This is a genomic window from Pseudomonas sp. FSL R10-0056 (assembly GCF_009600105.1).
Taxonomy (GTDB): Bacteria; Pseudomonadota; Gammaproteobacteria; order Pseudomonadales; family Pseudomonadaceae; genus Aquipseudomonas; species Aquipseudomonas bubulae.
On record NZ_WIWL01000168.1, the window covers coordinates 47,976 to 66,847 of the forward strand.

Annotated in this window: 12 protein-coding genes; 9 read left to right on the top strand and 3 right to left on the bottom strand. The window is 60.2% G+C overall.

Annotated features, from left to right (window positions below):
- Positions 1 to 331 precede the first annotated feature (331 nt).
- The 3 genes from mexE to GHO42_RS09335 are packed head-to-tail and all read left to right on the top strand — an operon-like array spanning position 332 to position 6,177.
- The gene (mexE, locus tag GHO42_RS09325) at positions 332 to 1,576 is read left to right on the top strand and encodes a multidrug efflux RND transporter periplasmic adaptor subunit MexE (protein ID WP_095000340.1); all 1,245 of its coding nucleotides are present in this window, start codon (positions 332 to 334) and stop codon (positions 1,574 to 1,576) included.
- Between the two features lie 15 nt (positions 1,577 to 1,591).
- A complete protein-coding gene (locus tag GHO42_RS09330; protein WP_095000341.1) occupies positions 1,592 to 4,771 on the top strand; it encodes an efflux RND transporter permease subunit in 3,180 nt (1,059 codons plus the stop codon).
- Positions 4,768 to 6,177, top strand: a complete 1,410-nt coding sequence (locus GHO42_RS09335) for an efflux transporter outer membrane subunit (RefSeq protein WP_133144558.1) — start codon at positions 4,768 to 4,770, stop codon at positions 6,175 to 6,177. The genes GHO42_RS09330 and GHO42_RS09335 overlap by 4 nt, the downstream gene beginning before the upstream one ends.
- Positions 6,178 to 6,317: 140 nt before the next feature.
- Here the strand turns inward: GHO42_RS09335 and GHO42_RS09340 are convergent, their stop codons facing one another.
- Positions 6,318 to 8,360, bottom strand: coding sequence for a c-type cytochrome (locus tag GHO42_RS09340; protein ID WP_133144557.1), 2,043 nt, complete (start codon positions 8,358 to 8,360; stop codon positions 6,318 to 6,320).
- 268 nt (positions 8,361 to 8,628) lie between these two features.
- Here GHO42_RS09340 and tauA point away from each other — a divergent pair, with 268 nt between their 5' ends.
- Together tauA and GHO42_RS09350 are read left to right on the top strand one after the other, a co-directional pair.
- Positions 8,629 to 9,603, top strand: a complete 975-nt coding sequence (gene tauA, locus GHO42_RS09345) for a taurine ABC transporter substrate-binding protein (protein WP_133144556.1) — start codon at positions 8,629 to 8,631, stop codon at positions 9,601 to 9,603.
- A 144-nt stretch (positions 9,604 to 9,747) separates the two neighbouring features.
- Positions 9,748 to 10,743: a GlxA family transcriptional regulator gene (locus GHO42_RS09350; RefSeq protein ID WP_095000345.1), complete on the top strand. Its 996-nt coding sequence runs from the start codon at positions 9,748 to 9,750 to the stop codon at positions 10,741 to 10,743.
- Between the two features lie 71 nt (positions 10,744 to 10,814).
- On the opposite strand, the gene GHO42_RS09355 is transcribed toward GHO42_RS09350, so the two are convergent.
- Together GHO42_RS09355 and GHO42_RS09360 are read right to left on the bottom strand one after the other, a co-directional pair.
- Entirely contained in the window at positions 10,815 to 12,056 is a 1,242-nt protein-coding gene (locus GHO42_RS09355) for an MFS transporter (RefSeq protein WP_371926129.1), read from the bottom strand.
- Positions 12,057 to 12,357: 301 nt separating this feature from the next.
- The gene (locus tag GHO42_RS09360) at positions 12,358 to 13,569 is read right to left on the bottom strand and encodes a M24 family metallopeptidase (protein WP_153326221.1); all 1,212 of its coding nucleotides are present in this window, start codon (positions 13,567 to 13,569) and stop codon (positions 12,358 to 12,360) included.
- A 217-nt stretch (positions 13,570 to 13,786) separates the two neighbouring features.
- Between GHO42_RS09360 and GHO42_RS09365 the strand changes: the two genes are divergently transcribed.
- From GHO42_RS09365 to GHO42_RS09380, 4 genes are all read left to right on the top strand, one after another.
- On the top strand, positions 13,787 to 14,485 hold the full coding sequence (locus tag GHO42_RS09365; protein WP_095023846.1) for a response regulator transcription factor: 699 nt from the start codon (positions 13,787 to 13,789) through the stop codon (positions 14,483 to 14,485).
- A complete protein-coding gene (locus GHO42_RS09370; RefSeq protein WP_153326219.1) occupies positions 14,485 to 15,831 on the top strand; it encodes a sensor histidine kinase in 1,347 nt (448 codons plus the stop codon). Before GHO42_RS09365 ends, GHO42_RS09370 begins: the two co-directional genes overlap by 1 nt.
- Positions 15,832 to 16,018: 187 nt before the next feature.
- Positions 16,019 to 18,241, top strand: coding sequence for a TonB-dependent siderophore receptor (locus GHO42_RS09375; protein ID WP_153326217.1), 2,223 nt, complete (start codon positions 16,019 to 16,021; stop codon positions 18,239 to 18,241).
- A 19-nt stretch (positions 18,242 to 18,260) separates the two neighbouring features.
- Positions 18,261 to 18,872 (top strand): alpha/beta hydrolase (locus tag GHO42_RS09380; RefSeq protein WP_153384147.1); only part of this gene is annotated, 612 nt, incomplete at its 3' end.

Here is an 18,872-nt window from a genome sequence, read left to right on the forward strand (position 1 = left end):
CCCGGGAATCGAAGGCCGTGAGTAAGGGTGTGAATCGATGAAGGGAAGACATGGATGCGTGACCTGACTGGCACAAAGACGCACGCAGCTAGGCAAGCAATCAGCGTGGCAGGTGGTACATATTGGTTATTATTACCCGTCGTGCAACACACCCTACGCTGGCAATAACACAGAATTTAATTGATAGTTTCCTAACAAAAAGCGCAGGCTAGAGAGCTTGGTAACGCTTTGTATCATTCCGGATGATATTGATCTTCGCTGGGTTCGATTCGTGCGCCAGCACTCGCGCCAGCATTATCCGCCCATCTCAATAGATCGGCGGACTCCCCTCATGGAACAGTCACTTAAACATTTGCGCTTCCCACTTGCGGCCCTGGCCATTGTGGTGATGAGCGCATGCGGCAAAACTCCCCAAGCGACTGCTCCGGCTCCAGCTGCAAAAGTCAGTGTGGCCAAGGTGCTTGAACAGCCGGTCAACGAATGGGATGAATTCACCGGTCGCCTGGAAGCTCCAGAGACTGTAGAAATTCGTCCACGCGTGTCGGGCCAGATTGATCAGGTCGCCTTTACCGAGGGCGCCCTGGTGAAAAAGGGCGACTTGCTGTTCCAGATCGACCCGCGCCCGTTCCAGGCCACCGTGCGTCAGCTTGAAGCCCAGGTGCAACAGGCCCGCGCCAATGCCAGCCGTACCGACAACGAAGCCCAGCGCGGCGAACGTCTGCGCCAGAGCAATGCCATTTCGGCAGAGCTGGCCGACTCGCGCACCACCGCTGCCCAGCAAGCCCGTGCCGGCGTCGCGGCCATCCAGGCAGAACTGGACCTGGCCAAACTCAACCTGAGCTTTACCCGCGTCACTGCACCGATCAGTGGCCGCGTCAGCCGTGCCGAAATCACTGCGGGCAACATCGTCACCGCCGATGTCACGCCGCTGACCAGCCTGGTGTCCACTGACAAGGTGTACGCCTACTTCGACGCTGACGAGCGTGTGTTCCTCAAGTACAACCAGCTTGCCCGTCAGGGTCAACGCGGCCAGACCACACCGGTGTACCTGGGCCTGTCCAACGAAGACGGCAACCCGCATCTGGGCCAGATGAACTTCGTCGACAACCGGGTCAACCCGCAAACCGGCACCATCCGTGGCCGCGCCGTGTTCGACAACGCCGACGGCAGCTTTACCCCCGGCCTGTATGCACGCCTGAAACTGGTCGGTAGCGCCACCTACTCCGCCGTGTTGATCAATGAAGAAGCCGTGGGCACCGACCTGGGCAAGAAATTCGTGCTGGTGATGGACGCCGACAACAAGTCGACCTACCGCGCCGTGGACCTGGGCCCGAAAATCGAAGGCCTGCGCATTGTTCGCAGCGGTTTGAACAAGGGCGACACCATTATCGTCAAGGGCCTGCAGAAAGTGCGCCCCGGCTCGCCGGTAACGCCTGAAGTGATCCCGATGGCCAACGAACAGACCCTCGCCGCCCTGGCACAACAACGACAAGCCCTGGAAGCCAGCAACCTGCCACAAATCAAGCCCGCCACTGGCGCGCCGAAGTTGGCCAGCGTCGCGACTCCTCGCGGTTAAGGGACGATAACTCCGATGAATTTTTCCCAGTTCTTTATTCAGCGGCCGATTTTCGCCGCTGTGCTTTCCTTGCTTATCCTGATTGCGGGCGGCATTTCGCTGTTCCAGTTACCGATCAGCGAATACCCTGAAGTGGTTCCGCCTACCGTTGTGGTGCGCGCCAACTTCCCCGGTGCCAACCCCAAGGTGATCGGTGACACCGTGGCCGCACCACTGGAGCAGGCCATCACCGGTGTCGAGAACATGCTGTATATGTCTTCGCAGTCCACCGCTGACGGCAAGATCACCCTGACCATCACCTTTGCCCTGGGCACGGACCTGGACAACGCCCAGGTGCAGGTGCAAAACCGGGTGACGCGCACCCAGCCCAAACTGCCGGAAGAAGTGACGCGCATCGGCATCACGGTGGACAAAGCCTCGCCAGACCTGACCATGGTTGTGCACTTGACCTCGCCGGACAAGCGCTACGACATGCTCTACCTGTCCAACTACGCCATCCTCAATATCAAGGATGAGCTGGCGCGCCTCAACGGTATTGGCGATGTGCAGATGTTCGGCATGGGCGATTACTCGCTGCGGGTATGGCTCGATCCAAACAAAACTGCCTCGCGCAACCTGACAGCCACTGATGTAGTGACCGCCATTCGCGAGCAAAACCGCCAGGTGGCTGCCGGTGCCCTCGGTGCCCCGCCCGCCCCCAATGCCACCAGCTTCCAGCTGTCGGTCAACACCCAGGGCCGCCTGGTCACTGAGGAGGAGTTCGAGAACATCATCATCCGCTCCGGTGATGATGGCCAGATCACCCGCCTCAAGGACATTGCCCGGGTTGAGCTGGGCTCCAGCCAGTACGCCTTGCGTTCCTTGCTGAACAACCAGCCGGCGGTGGCGATCCCGATCTTCCAGCGTCCGGGTTCCAACGCCATCCAGATCTCCAATGACGTTCGCGCCAAGATGGCCGAGCTGAAAAAGAACTTCCCGGAGGGCATGGATTTCGACATCGTTTACGACCCGACCATCTTTGTTCGTGGTTCGATTGAAGCGGTAGTCCACACCCTGTTTGAAGCCCTGATCCTGGTAGTACTGGTTGTAATCCTGTTCCTGCAAACCTGGCGCGCTTCGATTATCCCGCTGGTCGCTGTGCCCGTATCGCTGATCGGTACGTTTGCAGTGATGCATATGTTTGGCTTCTCGCTCAACGCTTTGTCCCTGTTCGGACTGGTGCTGGCCATCGGTATCGTGGTGGACGATGCGATTGTGGTGGTGGAGAACGTCGAGCGAAATATCGAGCTGGGGCTTAACCCCGTCGATGCAACCAAGCGGGCCATGCGCGAAGTAACCGGACCGATCATTGCCACCGCGCTGGTACTGTGTGCGGTGTTTATCCCGGCCGCATTCATTTCGGGCCTGACCGGCCAGTTTTACAAGCAATTTGCCCTGACCATTGCCATTTCGACGGTGATCTCGGCTTTCAACTCGCTGACCCTGTCCCCTGCACTGGCAGCAGTATTGCTTAAAGGCCATCATGCGCCGAAAGACCGCTTCACTCGTCTGCTGGACCGTATGTTCGGTGGCTGGTTGTTCGGCCCGTTCAACCGCTTCTTCGTCAAGGCCAGTAACGGCTATGTCGGTACCGTGCGACGGATCATCCGTGGCAGCGGCATCGCCATGCTGGTTTACGCAGGTTTGATGGTGCTGACCTGGGCTGGCTTTGCCCACACGCCCACCGGCTTTGTACCACCGCAAGACAAGCAATACCTGGTGGCCTTCGCCCAACTGCCGGACGCCGCGAGCCTGGACCGCACAGAAGCGGTGATAAAACGCATGTCCGAAATTGCTCTCAAGCAACCTGGCGTTGCCAACTCGGTGGCCTTCCCCGGCCTGTCGATCAACGGTTTTACCAACAGCCCGAACAGCGGCATCGTGTTCACCCCGCTCAAGCCGTTTGATGAACGCAAGGACCCAAGTCAGTCGGCAGCGGCGATTGCCGCCGCGTTGAACGCACAGTTTGCCGACATTCAGGACGCCTATATCGCCATCTTCCCGCCGCCGCCGGTACAGGGGCTGGGCACCATTGGCGGTTTCCGCCTGCAAGTCGAAGACCGCAGTGGTCTGGGCTATGACGAGCTGTACAAAGAAGTGCAGAACGTGATTGCCAAGAGCCATAACGTGCCGGAACTGGCCGGGTTGTTCACCAGCTATCAGGTCAACGTGCCGCAAGTCGATGCCGCTATCGACCGCGAAAAGGCCAAGACCCACGGCGTTGCCATCAGCGACATCTTCGATACCCTGCAGATCTACCTGGGTTCGCTGTATGCCAACGATTTCAACCGCTTCGGTCGGACTTATCAGGTGAATGTGCAGGCCGAGCAGCAGTTCCGTCTCGAACCCGAGCAGATCGGCCAGCTGAAGGTGCGTAACAACAAGGGCGAAATGATCCCGCTGGCGACCTTTATCAAGGTCAGCGACACCGCAGGTCCTGACCGCGTGATGCACTACAACGGCTTTGTCACCGCTGAAATCAACGGCGGCGCAGCACCGGGTTACAGCTCGGGCCAGGCCGAGGCGGCGATGGAAAAACTGCTCAAGGAAGAACTGCCCAACGGCATGACCTACGAATGGACTGAGCTGACCTATCAGCAAATCCTCTCAGGCAATACCGCGTTGTTCGTGTTCCCGCTCTGTGTACTGCTGGCATTCCTGGTACTGGCTGCCCAGTACGAAAGCTGGAGCCTGCCATTGGCGGTGATCCTGATCGTGCCCATGACCCTGCTTTCAGCCATTACCGGGGTGATTATCTCGGGGGGTGACAACAACATCTTCACCCAGATCGGCCTGATCGTACTGGTGGGGCTGGCGTGCAAGAACGCGATTCTGATCGTCGAGTTTGCCAAGGACAAACAGGAAGAAGGCCTCGACCCGCTGGCAGCGGTGCTGGAAGCCTGCCGTCTGCGTCTGCGGCCGATTCTGATGACCTCCTTCGCCTTCATCATGGGTGTGGTGCCTCTGGTGCTGTCCAGCGGTGCCGGTGCAGAGATGCGCCATGCGATGGGTGTTGCGGTGTTCTCCGGGATGCTCGGGGTGACCTTCTTCGGCCTGCTGCTGACGCCGGTGTTCTATGTATTGATTCGCCGCTATGTAGAGCGCAGTGAAGCGCGCAAAGCGGCCAAGCACCTCACGTTGGAGTCGCAACAATGAGCGTGAAAGTTTTTCTGCCGAGCCTGTTGGTGCTGGCCCTGAGCGCTTGCGCCGTGGGCCCGGACTACAAGACCCCGGCCACGGCCCCGGCACAGATCAGTGCCGACACCCTCAAGGGCTTTGACCGGGCACATTTTGAAGGGATCTGGTGGCAACAGTTTGACGATCCGACCCTCAACCAGCTGGTGACCCAGTCTCTGGCTGGCAACCGCGAGCTGCGCGTGGCATTTGCCCGCCTGCGGGCGGCCCGGGCGATTCGCGATGATGTCAGCAACGACATCATGCCGACCATCACCAGCCGCGCCAGCAGCGATGTGGGCAAGGGCCAGATTCCGGGCACCACCGAGAAGCGCGTCAACAGTGAGCGCTACGACCTGGGCCTGGACATGGCCTGGGAAATCGACTTGTTTGGCCGTATCCAGCGCGAGCTGGAGGCCAGCGATGCCGACGAGCAGGCGGCTGCGGCCGATCTGTATCAACTGCAAGTGACCATGATTGCCGAACTGGTGGATGCCTATGGTGAACTACGGGGTGCACAGCTGCGCGAGCGCATCGCCCTGGATAACCTGAAAAACCAGCAGGACTCCAAGGCCATCACTGAAAGCCTGCGTGACGCCGGAGTTGGCGATCAGCTGGACGTGGTGCGCGCTGACGCCCGCCTTGCCTCGGTTGAAGCCAGCGTGCCGCAATTGCAGGCCGAGCAGGTGCGCGAGCGCAATCGTATCGCCACCTTGCTGGGCCAGCGACCTGAGCAATTGAGCGTGGATCTGAGCCCCAAACAGCTACCGGCCATTGCCAAGGCGCTGAATATCGGCAATCCCGGCGACCTGCTGCAACGACGCCCGGACATCATGAGTGCCGAGCGCAAGCTGGCAGCGGCGACGGCCCGTATCGGCGTGGCCAAGGCCGACCTGTTCCCGCGGGTCAGCCTTAGCGGTTTCCTCGGTTTTACTGCCGGGCGTGGCTCGCAAATCGGTTCAGCAGCAGCCAATGCCTGGGCACTGGGCCCACGCATTACCTGGCCTGCATTTGACCTGGGCAGCGTGCGGGCACGACTGCGCGGTGCCGATGCAGAGGCCGATGGCGCCCTGGCCAGTTACGAGCAGCAAGTACTGCTGGCGCTGGAAGAGTCGGAAAACGCCTTCAGTGACTACGGCAAACGCCAACAGCGCTTGCTGTCGTTAATACGTCAAAGTGAGTCAAGTCGTACAGCAGCTGACCTCGCAGCCATTCGCTATCGCGAAGGCACGGTGGACTTTCTGGTGCTGCTCGATGCCCAGCGCGAGCGTCTTGCGGCAGAAGACAGCCAGGCCCAGGCCGAGGTTGAGCTGTATCGCGGCGTAGTGGCTATTTACAAAGCATTGGGCGGCGGCTGGCAAGCCGAGACTGTCGCCAGCGCGCACTGATTCAACGAGCTCCTTTGGTTGGCCGCAACCAACCATTTTTTGGCCCCGCGTACATTCGGTCGCGGGGCTTTTTTTTGCTTCGCTGAAGCCCGGCAAACACACAAACACGAACGCTGTTTTGAGGTAAGGAGTGCTTGCCCTTAATACCGCGCATCCACCGGTTTGCCACCCTTGGGCCAGTCCTTGGCCTTGTCGACAAAATCAGGTCGTGGTTGATGGGAGAAGTACTCAGCCACATCCACTGCCTCCTGATCCGATAATCCACCCTGCCCTAACGGGAATTTCTCGTGGAAGCCGATCGGCATATTGCGTTTCACAAACGCCGCCGCCGTGTAAGTGCGCGCCATGCCCGCGCCGATATTGAACGACTCGTTGCCCCACAACGGCGGGTACACAAAGCTGCCATCGGCCTGTTTCAGGCCCTGGCCGTCGTCACCGTGGCACACCGCACATTGCTGCGCATAGATCAGTTTGCCGTTTTCCGGATCGGGGACGATTTTCGGATCGACCTTGCCCACGCCACGGCCCGCAACCTTGTCCCCCGCTACCGTGTTCATTTTCATCCAGTCAAAATACGCCACCATCGCCTGCATATCCGGCGAGGCTACGGGCAAGGGTTGGCCATTCATCGAGCGACGGAAACAACCATTGATCCGCTCCTCCAGTGTCACTTCCTTGCCCGCCCGTGGCGCATAGCCGGGGAAGAACGCCGAGACCCCGACAAAAGGCGAGCCATCGGCCACGGTGCCTGCGTTCAAGTGGCAACTGGTACAGTTCAGGGCATTGCCGACGTTATCCGGTAACAGCGCCTTGGTTTGCAGATGCAGGCGCATGCCGCGCACCACCTGATCGGCATTGGCGGCACTGAGCAGATTGGCCAGGCGCGGGGTGACAAAGGCGGTCTCGTCGACAGTCTCGGGGTTCAACTGCTTGCGCATCTTCGCGACTTGCCCTGGCTTGATCGCTGGAGCCGCGTTGCCCCAGCTGCTGCGCACAAAGCTGAGGATCTCGGCAATTTCATCATCGCCCAGCCGGGCGAAGCCAGGCATGGTGTACACCCGCGGATGCGTTGCTGTTTGCGGGGTTTTCCAGCCGGTCAGGGTGATATGCAGGAGTGTCGTCGGGTTGGCCGCAACGATCCCCGGGTTGCCGTTCAACGGCGGGAACATGCCTTTGACCCCGCCGCCATCCGGGCGATGGCAATCAGCGCAGAACTGCGTGTAACCCAACCCGCCACGGCTGCTGTACAGCGTATCCGGTGCCTTGGCGGGTGTGATCGCCACGGCTGGCATCGGTAAATCATCCTTGCCTGCAGGTAGCGATTTCAAATAGCTGGCGATGGCAGTCAAGTCTGCATCGGTAAAGTGCTGGGTACTGTGGTGGATCACATCAGCCATATTGCCCGACACCGTAGCAAAACGGTTTTGTCCGGTCTTGAGCAACTGCACGGTGTCCCCCACCGTCCACAGGTTGCGCAGACTCAAGGCGCGCCAGTGCTCGACGGTTTCCCCCGCCAGATAGTGCTTGCCGGCACTGCCGTCATCGCTCATGGCCTTTTCCTGAAAGGCGATACCACGCGGCGTATGGCACGAGCCGCAATGCCCCAAGCCCTGCACCAGATAGGCGCCACGGTTCAGTTCGACGCTTTTGTCCGGGTCGGGGACAAACGGCTGATTATCGACAAACGCCCAGTTCCACAGCGCCAGCCCCCAGCGTTGGTTGAACGGGAAGCCCATATCGGCTTCCAGATTAGCCATTTTTACCGGGGCCACGTCGTGCATCAGGTAGGCATACAGGGCGCGCATATCGTCTTCGCTCATCTTCGCGTAAGACGGATACGGCATCGCCGGATAGAGGTTTTTCCCCGCAGGTGTCACGCCCTGGCGCATGGCCTTGTCGAACTGTTCAAAGCTGTACTGGCCGATACCTGTCTCGGGATCCGGGGTGATATTGCTCGAGTAAATCGTGCCCATTGGCGTTTTCAGCTCGAGCCCGCCCGCCATCTCGGCCCCGCCCATGGCGGTATGGCAGGCAATGCAGTCACCGAGCCGGGCCACATAGTGGCCGCGTTCAATCAGGTTTTTCTCGGGGTTGGCTGCCGGGGTCGGCTCGCTGGCCTGCACCCCAAGGGTACACAGCAACGTCAAGCCGGCTAATGCCAGACGTGGAAAGGTAGAAAGCATCGCGTTATTCCTTTAAGGCGTCGATCTGGGGTGGTCCCCTCGAAACGGGCCGTGCTGGTTTTGTTATGGACTCCTCACAGGACGCTTGTACCGGCTTTTACCGCCACGACGTTTGACCCGGATCATGCACGCCGCAACCAGGGTGTGTGGCCGGGCGCTCTAAGCTAGTTCCAAAACGGTATTTTCCCCTTTGATTTAAAGCACTTAGATTCGCTGCACCGGACCGCCGGACACCTCCTTTTTATCTTCTTACAACAAGGTCCAAGCCATGTCCGTGCGCACACTCCTGATTGCTCTTTCCCTCGCAGGCCTCAGCTTCGGCGCGCAGGCAGCTGATTTGACCATCGGCTATATCACCGGCATCGACCCCACCAAACTGGCCCAGGCCGAGGGCAGTTACGAGAAAGCCATCGGTGAAAAGATTGACTGGCGCCGCTTTGATTCGGGTCCGGCGGTGGTGTCGGCACTGGCCTCCGGAGACCTGCAGATCGGCAACCTGGGTTCAAGCCCGCTGGCTGCCGCGGCCTCGCGCAATGTGCCGCTGGTGACTTTTATCGTCACCGCGCAGATCAAGGGTTCCGAAGCCCTGGTGGTGCGTAACGGCAGTGGTATCAACGGCCCGCAGGACCTGATCGGCAAGACCATCGCCACGCCCTTTGTCTCGACGTCGCACTACAGCCTGCTAGGCGCGCTGAAACACTGGAACCTGACCCCGCAGCAGGTCAAGGTGGTCAACCTCAGCCCTGCGCAAATCACCGCAGCCTGGAAGCGTGGCGATATCGACGGCGCGTTCACCTGGTCACCTGCCCTGGGGGAAATTCGCAAGACCGGGAAAATCCTCACCGACGCCGGCCAGGTCAGCGAATGGGGCGCACCGACTTTTGAAGTCTGGGTCGCACGCAAGGATTTCGCGGACAAACATCCGGAAATCGTCGCTAAATTCGCCAAAGTCAGCCTCGATGCCATCGCCGACTACAACGCCCACCAGACCGCCTGGACTACCGATTCGCCGCAGGTGCAGACAATCGCCCGGCTGACCGGCGCCAGCCCCGAAGACATCCCCGAGTTGCTGCACGGCGCGCACTTCCCTTCGGCAGCCGAGCAAAAGTCGGCGCAGTTGCTGGGGGGTGGCACGGCCAAAAGTATCGCCGGGACGGCCCTGTTCCTCAAGGAGCAGGGCAAGATCGAAACCGTTCTGCCCGACTATTCAGCCTTTGTCAGCGATAAATTTTTGCCGCAATAACAAGCTGTTAGCCACTGGCACAACAAATGCTTCGTTACGCCCTACAACACAGTGCCTTGCACCGCCGGCTCCGCTCTGGCGCTGCAACAACCTGGGTGAACCCCGACGCCAGACGCGTCCCGGATCATAATAAGGAGCGTAAGGATGGCAACGCCTGTTACAGCGTCACCGATAAATATGCCTGCCGTGAAGACCGTGGGCTTTCTGGTGATACCAAACTTCACCACCATCGGTTTTGCCTCGGCCATCGAAACCTTGCGCATGGCCAATATGGCAGCGCGTTGTGAAATGTTTCGCAGCGTTATCATTGCCCCCACCCTTGATCCGGTCATGGCCAGCAACGGCATGCGCATCCTGCCCGACTATGTGATCGGCGATGCACCAAAACTGGACATTTTGCTGGTGGTGGGTTCAAACCCGATCGTCTCCCACCTCAGCAGCCGCCCGGTGCTCAACTGGCTGCGCAAACTGGCCCACGAACAAGTGGCGCTGGGCGGGATCTGCACCGGCAGCTACTGGCTGGCCCGCGCCGGGCTGCTCAAGGGTTATCGCTGCACCATCCACTGGGAAGATATCGAAACCCTCAAGGACCATTTCCCGGGGATCATTATTTCCAATCAGTTATTCGAACTGGATCGCGACCGCTATACCTGCTCGGGTGGCGTGGCGTCGATGGACATGACCTTGCAATTGATTGCCCGCGAACCGGGTGGCCGCGAGATTGCGGCCCACGCTGCCGAGTTGCTGCTGTGTGACCGAGCCCGCGGGCCGCAAGAGCAACAGCGGGTACCGCTGCGCCAGAAGCTGGGTACATCGCAGCCCAAACTGAGTCAGGTGGTGGCAATCATGGAGGCCAATCTGGAAGAGCCGGTCAGCCTGGAAGACCTGGCGCGGTTGAACGAAGTGTCGGTACGTCAGCTAGAACGCCTGTTCCACAAACACCTGCAACGCACACCCAGCCAGTACTACCTGGAGTTACGCCTGGCCAGGGCCCGGAGCCTGTTGCTGCGCAGCGAATCACAAGTGCGGGATATCGCCCTGGCCTGTGGCTTTGTCTCGGCGGCGCATTTTTCCAAGTGCTATAGCCGCCTGTTTGGTGTATCGCCCATTGGTGAGCGCAAGCAGGTGGCGTTGCACTAAAACATCACCCGTAGCAGCTGAGGAGCGGAGCGAGGCTGCGTCCGGCTGCTACGGAGGTAGGAGGCGGCAGGTTAATCCTGCAACGCCTTGTACGCCGTCTCGCGGCTGGCCAGCATCGCCACCAGTGCCACTGCCGCGGCGGCCAGCAGGTACCAGGCCGGAGCCATTTTGTTGCCGGTCATCTGAATCAGCCAGGTGGCAATAAACGGCGCAGTCCCGCCGAACACGGCATTGGCCACGTTAAAGCTGAAGGCAAAACCGCTGAAGCGCACCCGGGTCGGGAAGATCTCGGCCAGAAAGCACGGCAAGGTGCCGTCGTTCATTGCCAGGATGGCACCGAAGGCAATCTGGATCATCAGGATCACCAGCAGTGACGGGTTGCCCAGCATCCCGAACAGCGGAAAGGTCAGCAGCAGGAACATCACCGAGGCACTGACCAGCATGGTCTTGCGGCCATAGCGGTCCGACAGCTTGCCCATCAAAAAGATCAGGCCGATGTAAGTCGCCAGCGATACCGTGGACGCGATAAAGGAATCACTCTCGCTCATGCCCATTTCCGTCGACAGGTAGGTCGGCATGTAACTGAGCAACAGGTAGAAGGCCACCGCATTCAGGCAGGTCACGCCAATGCCGATCAACACTGGTCGACGATGCACCGTGAGCAACTCGCGAACCGGGGCATGGGTCGCACACTCCTTGGCTTCCAGACGCTTTTCCATCTCCAGGAACTTGGGTGAGTCCTGCAAATGCACACGGATATAGCGCCCCACCAGGCCAAAGGGTGCCGCCAGCAGGAAAGGCAGGCGCCAGCCCCAGTCGTGGAGGTTTTCAACCGTCATCAAGGCATGCATGCCCGCGACAAATACCGCGCCAAACAACAGGCCGGCCGCCGTGCTCGCCGGTACGATGCTGGTATAAAAACCGCGCTTGCCCTCAGGTGCATACTCGGCCAGAAACGCCGAAGCGCCCGCGTATTCCCCTGAGGCCGAAAAGCCCTGCACCAGACGAATCAACAACAGCAACACCGGTGCCCAGAGACCGATCTGGTTATAGGTGGGCAGCATGCCGATGCAAAAAGTCGCCACGGTCATGATCAGGATCGACCAGGACAAGGCGCTGCGCCGCCCGTACTTGTCGCCAAAATGCCCCCAGACCAGACCACCGAACGGGCGCACGATAAACGACAGGGCGAACACCGCGAAAGTGGCCAGCAGCCCGGTGGTGGTATCGGTTTGCGGGAAGAACGTCAGGGCGATCACCGTCGCCAGGTAACCATAGGCAGCGTAGTCAAACCACTCGACAAAGTTGCCCATAAAGCTGGCTGTGGCGGCACGGCGCAATGCCTTGCGCTCACTGAGGCGCTCGATCTGCTGTTCGGGGGTCAGGGGCAAAGCGATAGTTGCGCTGGGGATACTCATTGAGCACCTCCTGAGAAAGAGATGCGTGATGGAAAAATGGCAAGCAACGTCGCGACATGGGACATGACAGATACCCTCATTGTGTTCTTTTTGGCAGGGGTAAACAGGTCAGAAAACGCTGCGCAATCTGTGTGCGCATACGTTGGTATCGAGCTCGGAGTGGGAGCGAGCCTGCTCCCACAATGCAGCGCAATGACTATTTTTTGATGATGTTGTGCTGTGGGCCATACGGGAAGTGGGTGATGTTCTCCCCGCCCTGTTCGTTGACGATCAGGATATCGTGCTCGCGATACCCGCCTGCTCCCGGACGACCTTCAGGGATCATGATCATTGGCTCGATCGACACCACCATGCCCGGCTCCAGCACCGTGTCGATATCTTCACGCAACTCCAGCCCGGCCTCGCGGCCATAGTAATGACTGAGGGTGCCAAAGGAGTGACCATACCCGAAGGTGCGGTATTGCAGCAGGTCGTGTTCCATGAAAATTTCATTGAGCTGCAGAGCAATGTCCGAACACTTCATGCCGGGCCTGATCAGCTTCAGGCCGGCCTCGTGTACCTTGACGTTGACCTCCCACAGGCGCAGGTGCTCGCCGGAGCAATGGTCCAGAAACAGGGTGCGTTCCAGCGCCGTGTAGTAACCGGCAATCATCGGGAAGCAGTTGAGGCTGAGGATATCGCCCTTGTTCACCTTGCGGCTGGTGACCGGGTTATGGGCGCCGTCGGTGTTGATCCCCGACTGGAACCAGGTCCAGGTATCCATCAACTCCGAATCGGGAAAGGTACGGGCAATTTCACGCACCATCGCCTGGGTGGCATGCAGCGCCACTTCATATTCCGGCACCTGATCGCGCAAGGCCTCGACGATGGCCGCGCCACCAATATCGGCAATCCGTGCGCCGTGGCGAATGATGGCGTGTTCTTCCGCCGACTTGATCATGCGCATACGCATGCACGGCGCGGCGATGTCCACCAGCTCGGCCTGGGGATAGCGGCTGGCGAGCTTGTCGCGATTGAGCAGGTTCATGTGGTCGAACTCGATACCGATGCGCCCCGCCTTGGGCAGCGCCTGCTGGATCGCCACAAAGTAGTTGTCGCGCTGCCAGTCGGTATACACGATGTTGTCGGTGCCCATGGTCCGGCGCCACGGCTGCCCGCCGTCAATATTGGCGCTGATGGTCACCGCGCTGTCCTGGGTCACCACCAGCGCGTAGTTGCGGCCAAATGAGCAATACAGGAAATCGCTGTAGTAGTTGAGGTTGTGGTACGAGGTGAATACAGCAGCATCGATATTGTTCTGCGCCATATAGGCCCGCAGCTTTCCCTGGCGGTTGGCGTACTCCTGGGCCGAGAACGTCGGAGTGACCTTTTCGCCGTTCTTTATCTGGATGGTTTTCGGCATTTGCATGGCATATGTCCCTGTCATTGATCGATCGTCAGGAGCCGCCGGCAGGCGGGTCGTTGAGGAACATTCGAACAGATACAGGTACGGCTTTTTTGTGCGAATCCGACCTGTAGTTGATCAGATCCGCTGTGCAATCTTGCCCTCTTTCCTTGATAGCATTTGCGCAGCATGGCCAATGATGGGATATTCGCAAATGTGAAATATTCTCATTAGAACCCCTATGCACACATCCCCCCGGCTACTTCTGGTAGAAGACGACTTCAGGCTGCGCCACGATCTGGAGCGACATCTGCTGCAACGCGGCTTTGCCGTGACATCCTGCATCGACGGCATTCAGGGCCTGAGCGCTTTGCAGTCGCAGTGTTTCGACCTGGTGCTGCTCGATATCATGCTGCCCGGCATGGACGGTCTGGCGCTGCTGGAAGCCCTGCGCCTGCAACAAAACGTCCCGGTGATGCTGATGTCGGCCTTGGGCAACGAGCAAGACCGAATCACCGGGTTTACCCGAGGTGCCGACGACTATTTACCCAAACCCTTCAGCCTCGCCGAGCTGGACGCCCGCACCGATGCCCTGCTGCGGCGCATGGCCATGTTCCAGCGCCCGCCGGGGCTGCCGCACCACCCGCGGCTGAGCTTTGATGAAGAGGCTCTGGACGTGGTGCACAACGGCCAGAGTGCAGGCCTGACCCACTCCGAATTCCGCCTGCTGAGCATCCTGCACGAACATGACGGCGAGGCCTTGAGCAAGGCGTTTCTCTACCAGCAGGTGCTTCACCGCATCTACACCCGGCTGGACCGCGGCCTGGATGTACATGTGTGCAATGTGCGACGCAAGCTGGCGGCCATTGGCGTGCGGCATGTGCAGATCCAGGCCGTGCGTGGCCAGGGTTATATCCTGGTCAGCATGGATAACCCCTGATGCGCCGCCATCCCTTGCTATGGAAACTGGCCCTGCTGCAAATCGCTTTCTGCCTGCTGCTGACCTGGATCATCTGGATCTGGGGAGTGTCGGCCGAACGTCGCACCTATTTTCTTTCGGCCTCCGACCAGCAGTACCTGGCCGACTACGCACAGCAGGCTGAAGGCATCTGGCACAACCAGGGCCCGGCCGGGTTGGCACGTTTTAGCGAAGAGCTGATGGCGAGGGAGGACACCTGGGTAACGGTACTGGGGCCAAACCTGCAAAGCCTGAGCAATACCCCTCTCACCGCCCACAACTATCGCCAGTTGACCTTTATGCGCCAACTGAACTGGCCCATGAGCCGACGTCTGCAGGACGAGCTGCCCTATGTCAGCATCCCCTTTCCCGGGCAGCCGCAACAAGGCCAGCTGGTGATCCAGCTTCCCGAGCGGTTGTTGCCCGGAGGCCTGACACCCTGGACCCATGTGCTCAGTCACGGCGTGATGCCAACGCTGCTGGCCGCGCTCCTCGGGCTGCTGATCTACCGCCACCTGGTGCTGCCACTCAACCGTTTGCGTGACCGCGCCGACGCCTTGCGTGCCGATGACCTGGACAGTGAAGCACCGCTGCCGCTGATCAAACGCAGGGATGAACTGGGGGAACTGGCCCAGGCCTTCGAACACATGGCCAGCCGCCTGCGCCAGAGCCTCAACCAGCAACGCCTGTTATTGCGCACCCTGTCCCATGAACTGCGTACCCCCCTGGCACGATTGCGCATCGCCCACGACAGCCATTTACCGGCTGAGCACATGCGCCAGCGACTCGATCGCGAGATCGACGATATGCAGCGCCTGCTGGAAGACACCCTCAACCTCGCCTGGATGGACACCGAGCGCCCGCAACTGGCAAGCGAGCCGGTGCTGGTACTGTCCGTATGGGAAGCCCTGTGTGAAGACGCCTGCTTTGAAAGCGGTTGGCCGGTCGAGCGACTGCCCTGTCTGCTGGGCGAAGACTGTTACGTGCAAGTGCATCTCGACAGCCTGGCCCAGGCCCTGGAAAACCTGCTGCGCAATGCAATACGTTATTCACCGCCTGCAGGCAAAGTGACTTTGAGCGGCTGGCGTGAAGGTGATGCCTGGCACCTGTGCCTGAGCGACCAAGGCCCCGGCGTCGATCCGCAGGACCTGGCCAGCCTGTTCGTGCCTTACCAGCGCCTGAAGGGTTCGATAGGCGAAGGCTTCGGCCTGGGCCTGGCCATCGCCCAACGTGCCATTGAACTGCAACAGGGCCGGTTGTGGGCCAGCAATGGCCAGCCGGGGCTGTACATGCATGTGCTGTTGCCGGTGGCGCGTCCTCCTGACTGAAACAGAAAACCCTGTGGGCTTGCCCGCGATGCCGCCAACTCGGTTCAACAGACAAACAGCGGCGATCCCATCGCGGGCAAGCCCGCTCCCACAGTGAAGTGTTTAGAAAGTTAATGCGCTTTACTCTCAATTAGCAGTCATTATCATTCGTGATCTTCCTGTATCAGGCTGTCCCGGAGATCACCCGATGTTGCAACATGCGCTGCGCCCTATCGCTCCCTTCGTTCTGTCCGGCTGCTGCTTGCTGGCCAGCTCCGTGCATGCCGCTGCCGCGCTGGAGCTGGAAAACACCAACGTGGTTGCCACCGCCCTGGAAGAAACCAAACAGGCACCCGGGGTCTCGGTGATCACCGCAGAGGACATCAAGAAACGCCCACCGTCCAACGATCTGTCGCAGATCATCCGCACCATGCCCGGGGTCAATCTCACGGGCAACTCCACCAGCGGCCAGCGCGGCAACAACCGTCAGATCGACATCCGCGGCATGGGCCCGGAAAACACCCTGATCCTGGTCGACGGCAAACCGGTCAACAGCCGCAATTCGGTGCGCTACGGCTGGCGCGGCGAGCGTGACAGCCGTGGCGATACCAACTGGGTACCTGCCGATCAGGTAGAGAGCATCGAAGTGCTGCGCGGTCCGGCCGCCGCCCTCTACGGCAACGGCGCGGCTGGCGGCGTGGTGAATATCATCACCAAGCAGGCCGGGGCCGAAACCCACGGCGACGTCACGGTCTATTCCAACTTCCCGACCCACAAGGACGAAGGCGCCAGCAAGCGCGTGAGTTTCGGCCTCAACGGCCCGCTCACCGACAACCTGAGCTATCGCGTATACGGCAATATCGCCAAGACCGACCCGGATGACTGGGACATCAACTCAGGCCATGAATCAGAGCGCACCGGCAACCAGTCCGGCACCCTGCCCGCTGGCCGCGAAGGCGTGCGCAACAAGGATGTCAACGGCCTGCTCAGCTGGCGCATGACCCCGCAGCAGACCCTCGACTTCGAGGCTGGTTACAGCCGTCAGGGCAACCTCTATACCGGCGATACGCAAAACACCAACAGCAACGCCTACGTCAAAAGCCTGCTGGGCCACGAGACCAACCGTACCTACCGCGAAACCTATGCCCTGACCCACCGTGGTGAATGGGACTTTGGTAACAGCATGGCCTACCTGCAATACGAAAAAACCCGCAATACGCGGATCAACGAAGGCCTGGCAGGCGGCACCGAAGGCATTTTCAGCAGTGGTGATTTCTATACTGCGGTATTGCGCGACCTGACCGCCCACGGCGAGGTCAATCTGCCGCTGCACGCAGGTTTCGACCAGACACTGACCCTGGGCAGCGAATGGACCCAGCAAAAGCTCGACGACCCCAGCGCCAACACCCAGTCCACCAGCGAAGGCGGTTCGGTCAGCGGCCTGAGCAGCAGCAATCGCAGCACCACCTCCTCGGCGCAGATTTTCTCGTTGTTTGCCGCCGACAATATCGAGCTGCTACCCGGCACCATGCTCACCCCCGGCCTGCGTCTGGACCACCACAGCGTGGTCGGCAACAACTGGAGCCCGTCGCTTAACCTGTCCCATGCCCTGACCGAAACAGTCACCCTCAAGGCCGGCATCGCCCGCGCCTATAAAGCGCCTAACCTGTACCAGCTCAACCCCGATTACCTGCTCTACAGCCGCGGCCAGGGTTGCTATGGCCAGAGCACCAGTTGCTACCTGCAAGGCAACGCCGACCTGAAAGCCGAAACCAGCGTCAACAAGGAACTGGGCATCGAGTACAAGGAAAACGGCGTCGTCGCGGGCCTGACTTACTTTCGCAACGATTACAAAAACAAGATCGAATCCGGCATGAGCCCCATCGGCAATGCCGTGGGCGGAACAGGCACCTATGCCAATGCCGCGATCTACCAGTGGGAAAACGTACCCAAGGCACTGGTCGAAGGCCTTGAAGGCACCCTTACCCTGCCCCTGGCGCCGCAACTGACCTGGACCAACAACTTCACCTATATGCTGCAATCGAAAAACAAGCAGACCGGTGACGCCCTGTCCGTCACCCCGCGCTACACCCTTAACTCCATGCTGGACTGGCAGGCAACCGATGACCTGTCGCTGCAAGCGAGCGTGGCCTGGTACGGCAAACAGACACCGAAAAAATTCGACTACCACGGCGACCGCGTCACCGGCACCGCCAACAACCAGCTTTCGCCTTATGCCATTGCCGGCATCAGCGGTACCTACGCCATTACCGCCAACCTGAGCCTGACCACGGGTATCGATAACCTGTTCGACAAGCGCCTGTTCCGTGAGGGCAACGCCCAAGGTGTGACCAATATCGCCGGGGCCGGGGCGGCGACTTACAACGAGCCGGGGCGTACGCTCTACACCAGCCTGACCGCGTCGTTTTAAAGCATAACGAGATCGCCTGATGAGAAACCTGACCCTGCCATTGACGCTGCTGCTTGCCCTGGCCCTCCCCGGGCAAGCCGCCCAGGCCCGGCCCGCGCCTGACCAACTGATGGACACCCGCCTGCTGCAGCGTACAGATATGGACTACCGCTTCAGCCGCTTGCTGATCGACTCCGCCGATGGCCAGCGCCATTATCAGCTATGGATCGGTCGACCCAATGCCGCGCCGCCGAAAAACGGTTTCCCGGTGCTGTGGATGCTCGACGGCAATGCCGCCATCGGCGCACTGGATGCCGACCTGCTGCGGGATCTTGCCCGTGGCAAGGCACCATTACTGGTCGCCATCGGCTACCAGACACCACTGCGCATCGAGCGCACTGCCCGCACTTACGACTACACCCCGAATAGGCCTGGCCTGACCGTGCAAACCGACCCGCTGAGCGGGCTGCCCAGTGGCGGTGCGGATGTCTTCCTGGACCTGTTGCGCGAGCGCATGCGCCCGGCGGTGGCGGCCAAGGCACCGATCAACCTGCAGGAGCAAACCTTGTGGGGCCATTCCTATGGCGGCCTGCTGGTGCTGCACGCCCTGCTCACCCGCCCCGGCGAATTTGCCCGTTACGCAGCGGCCAGC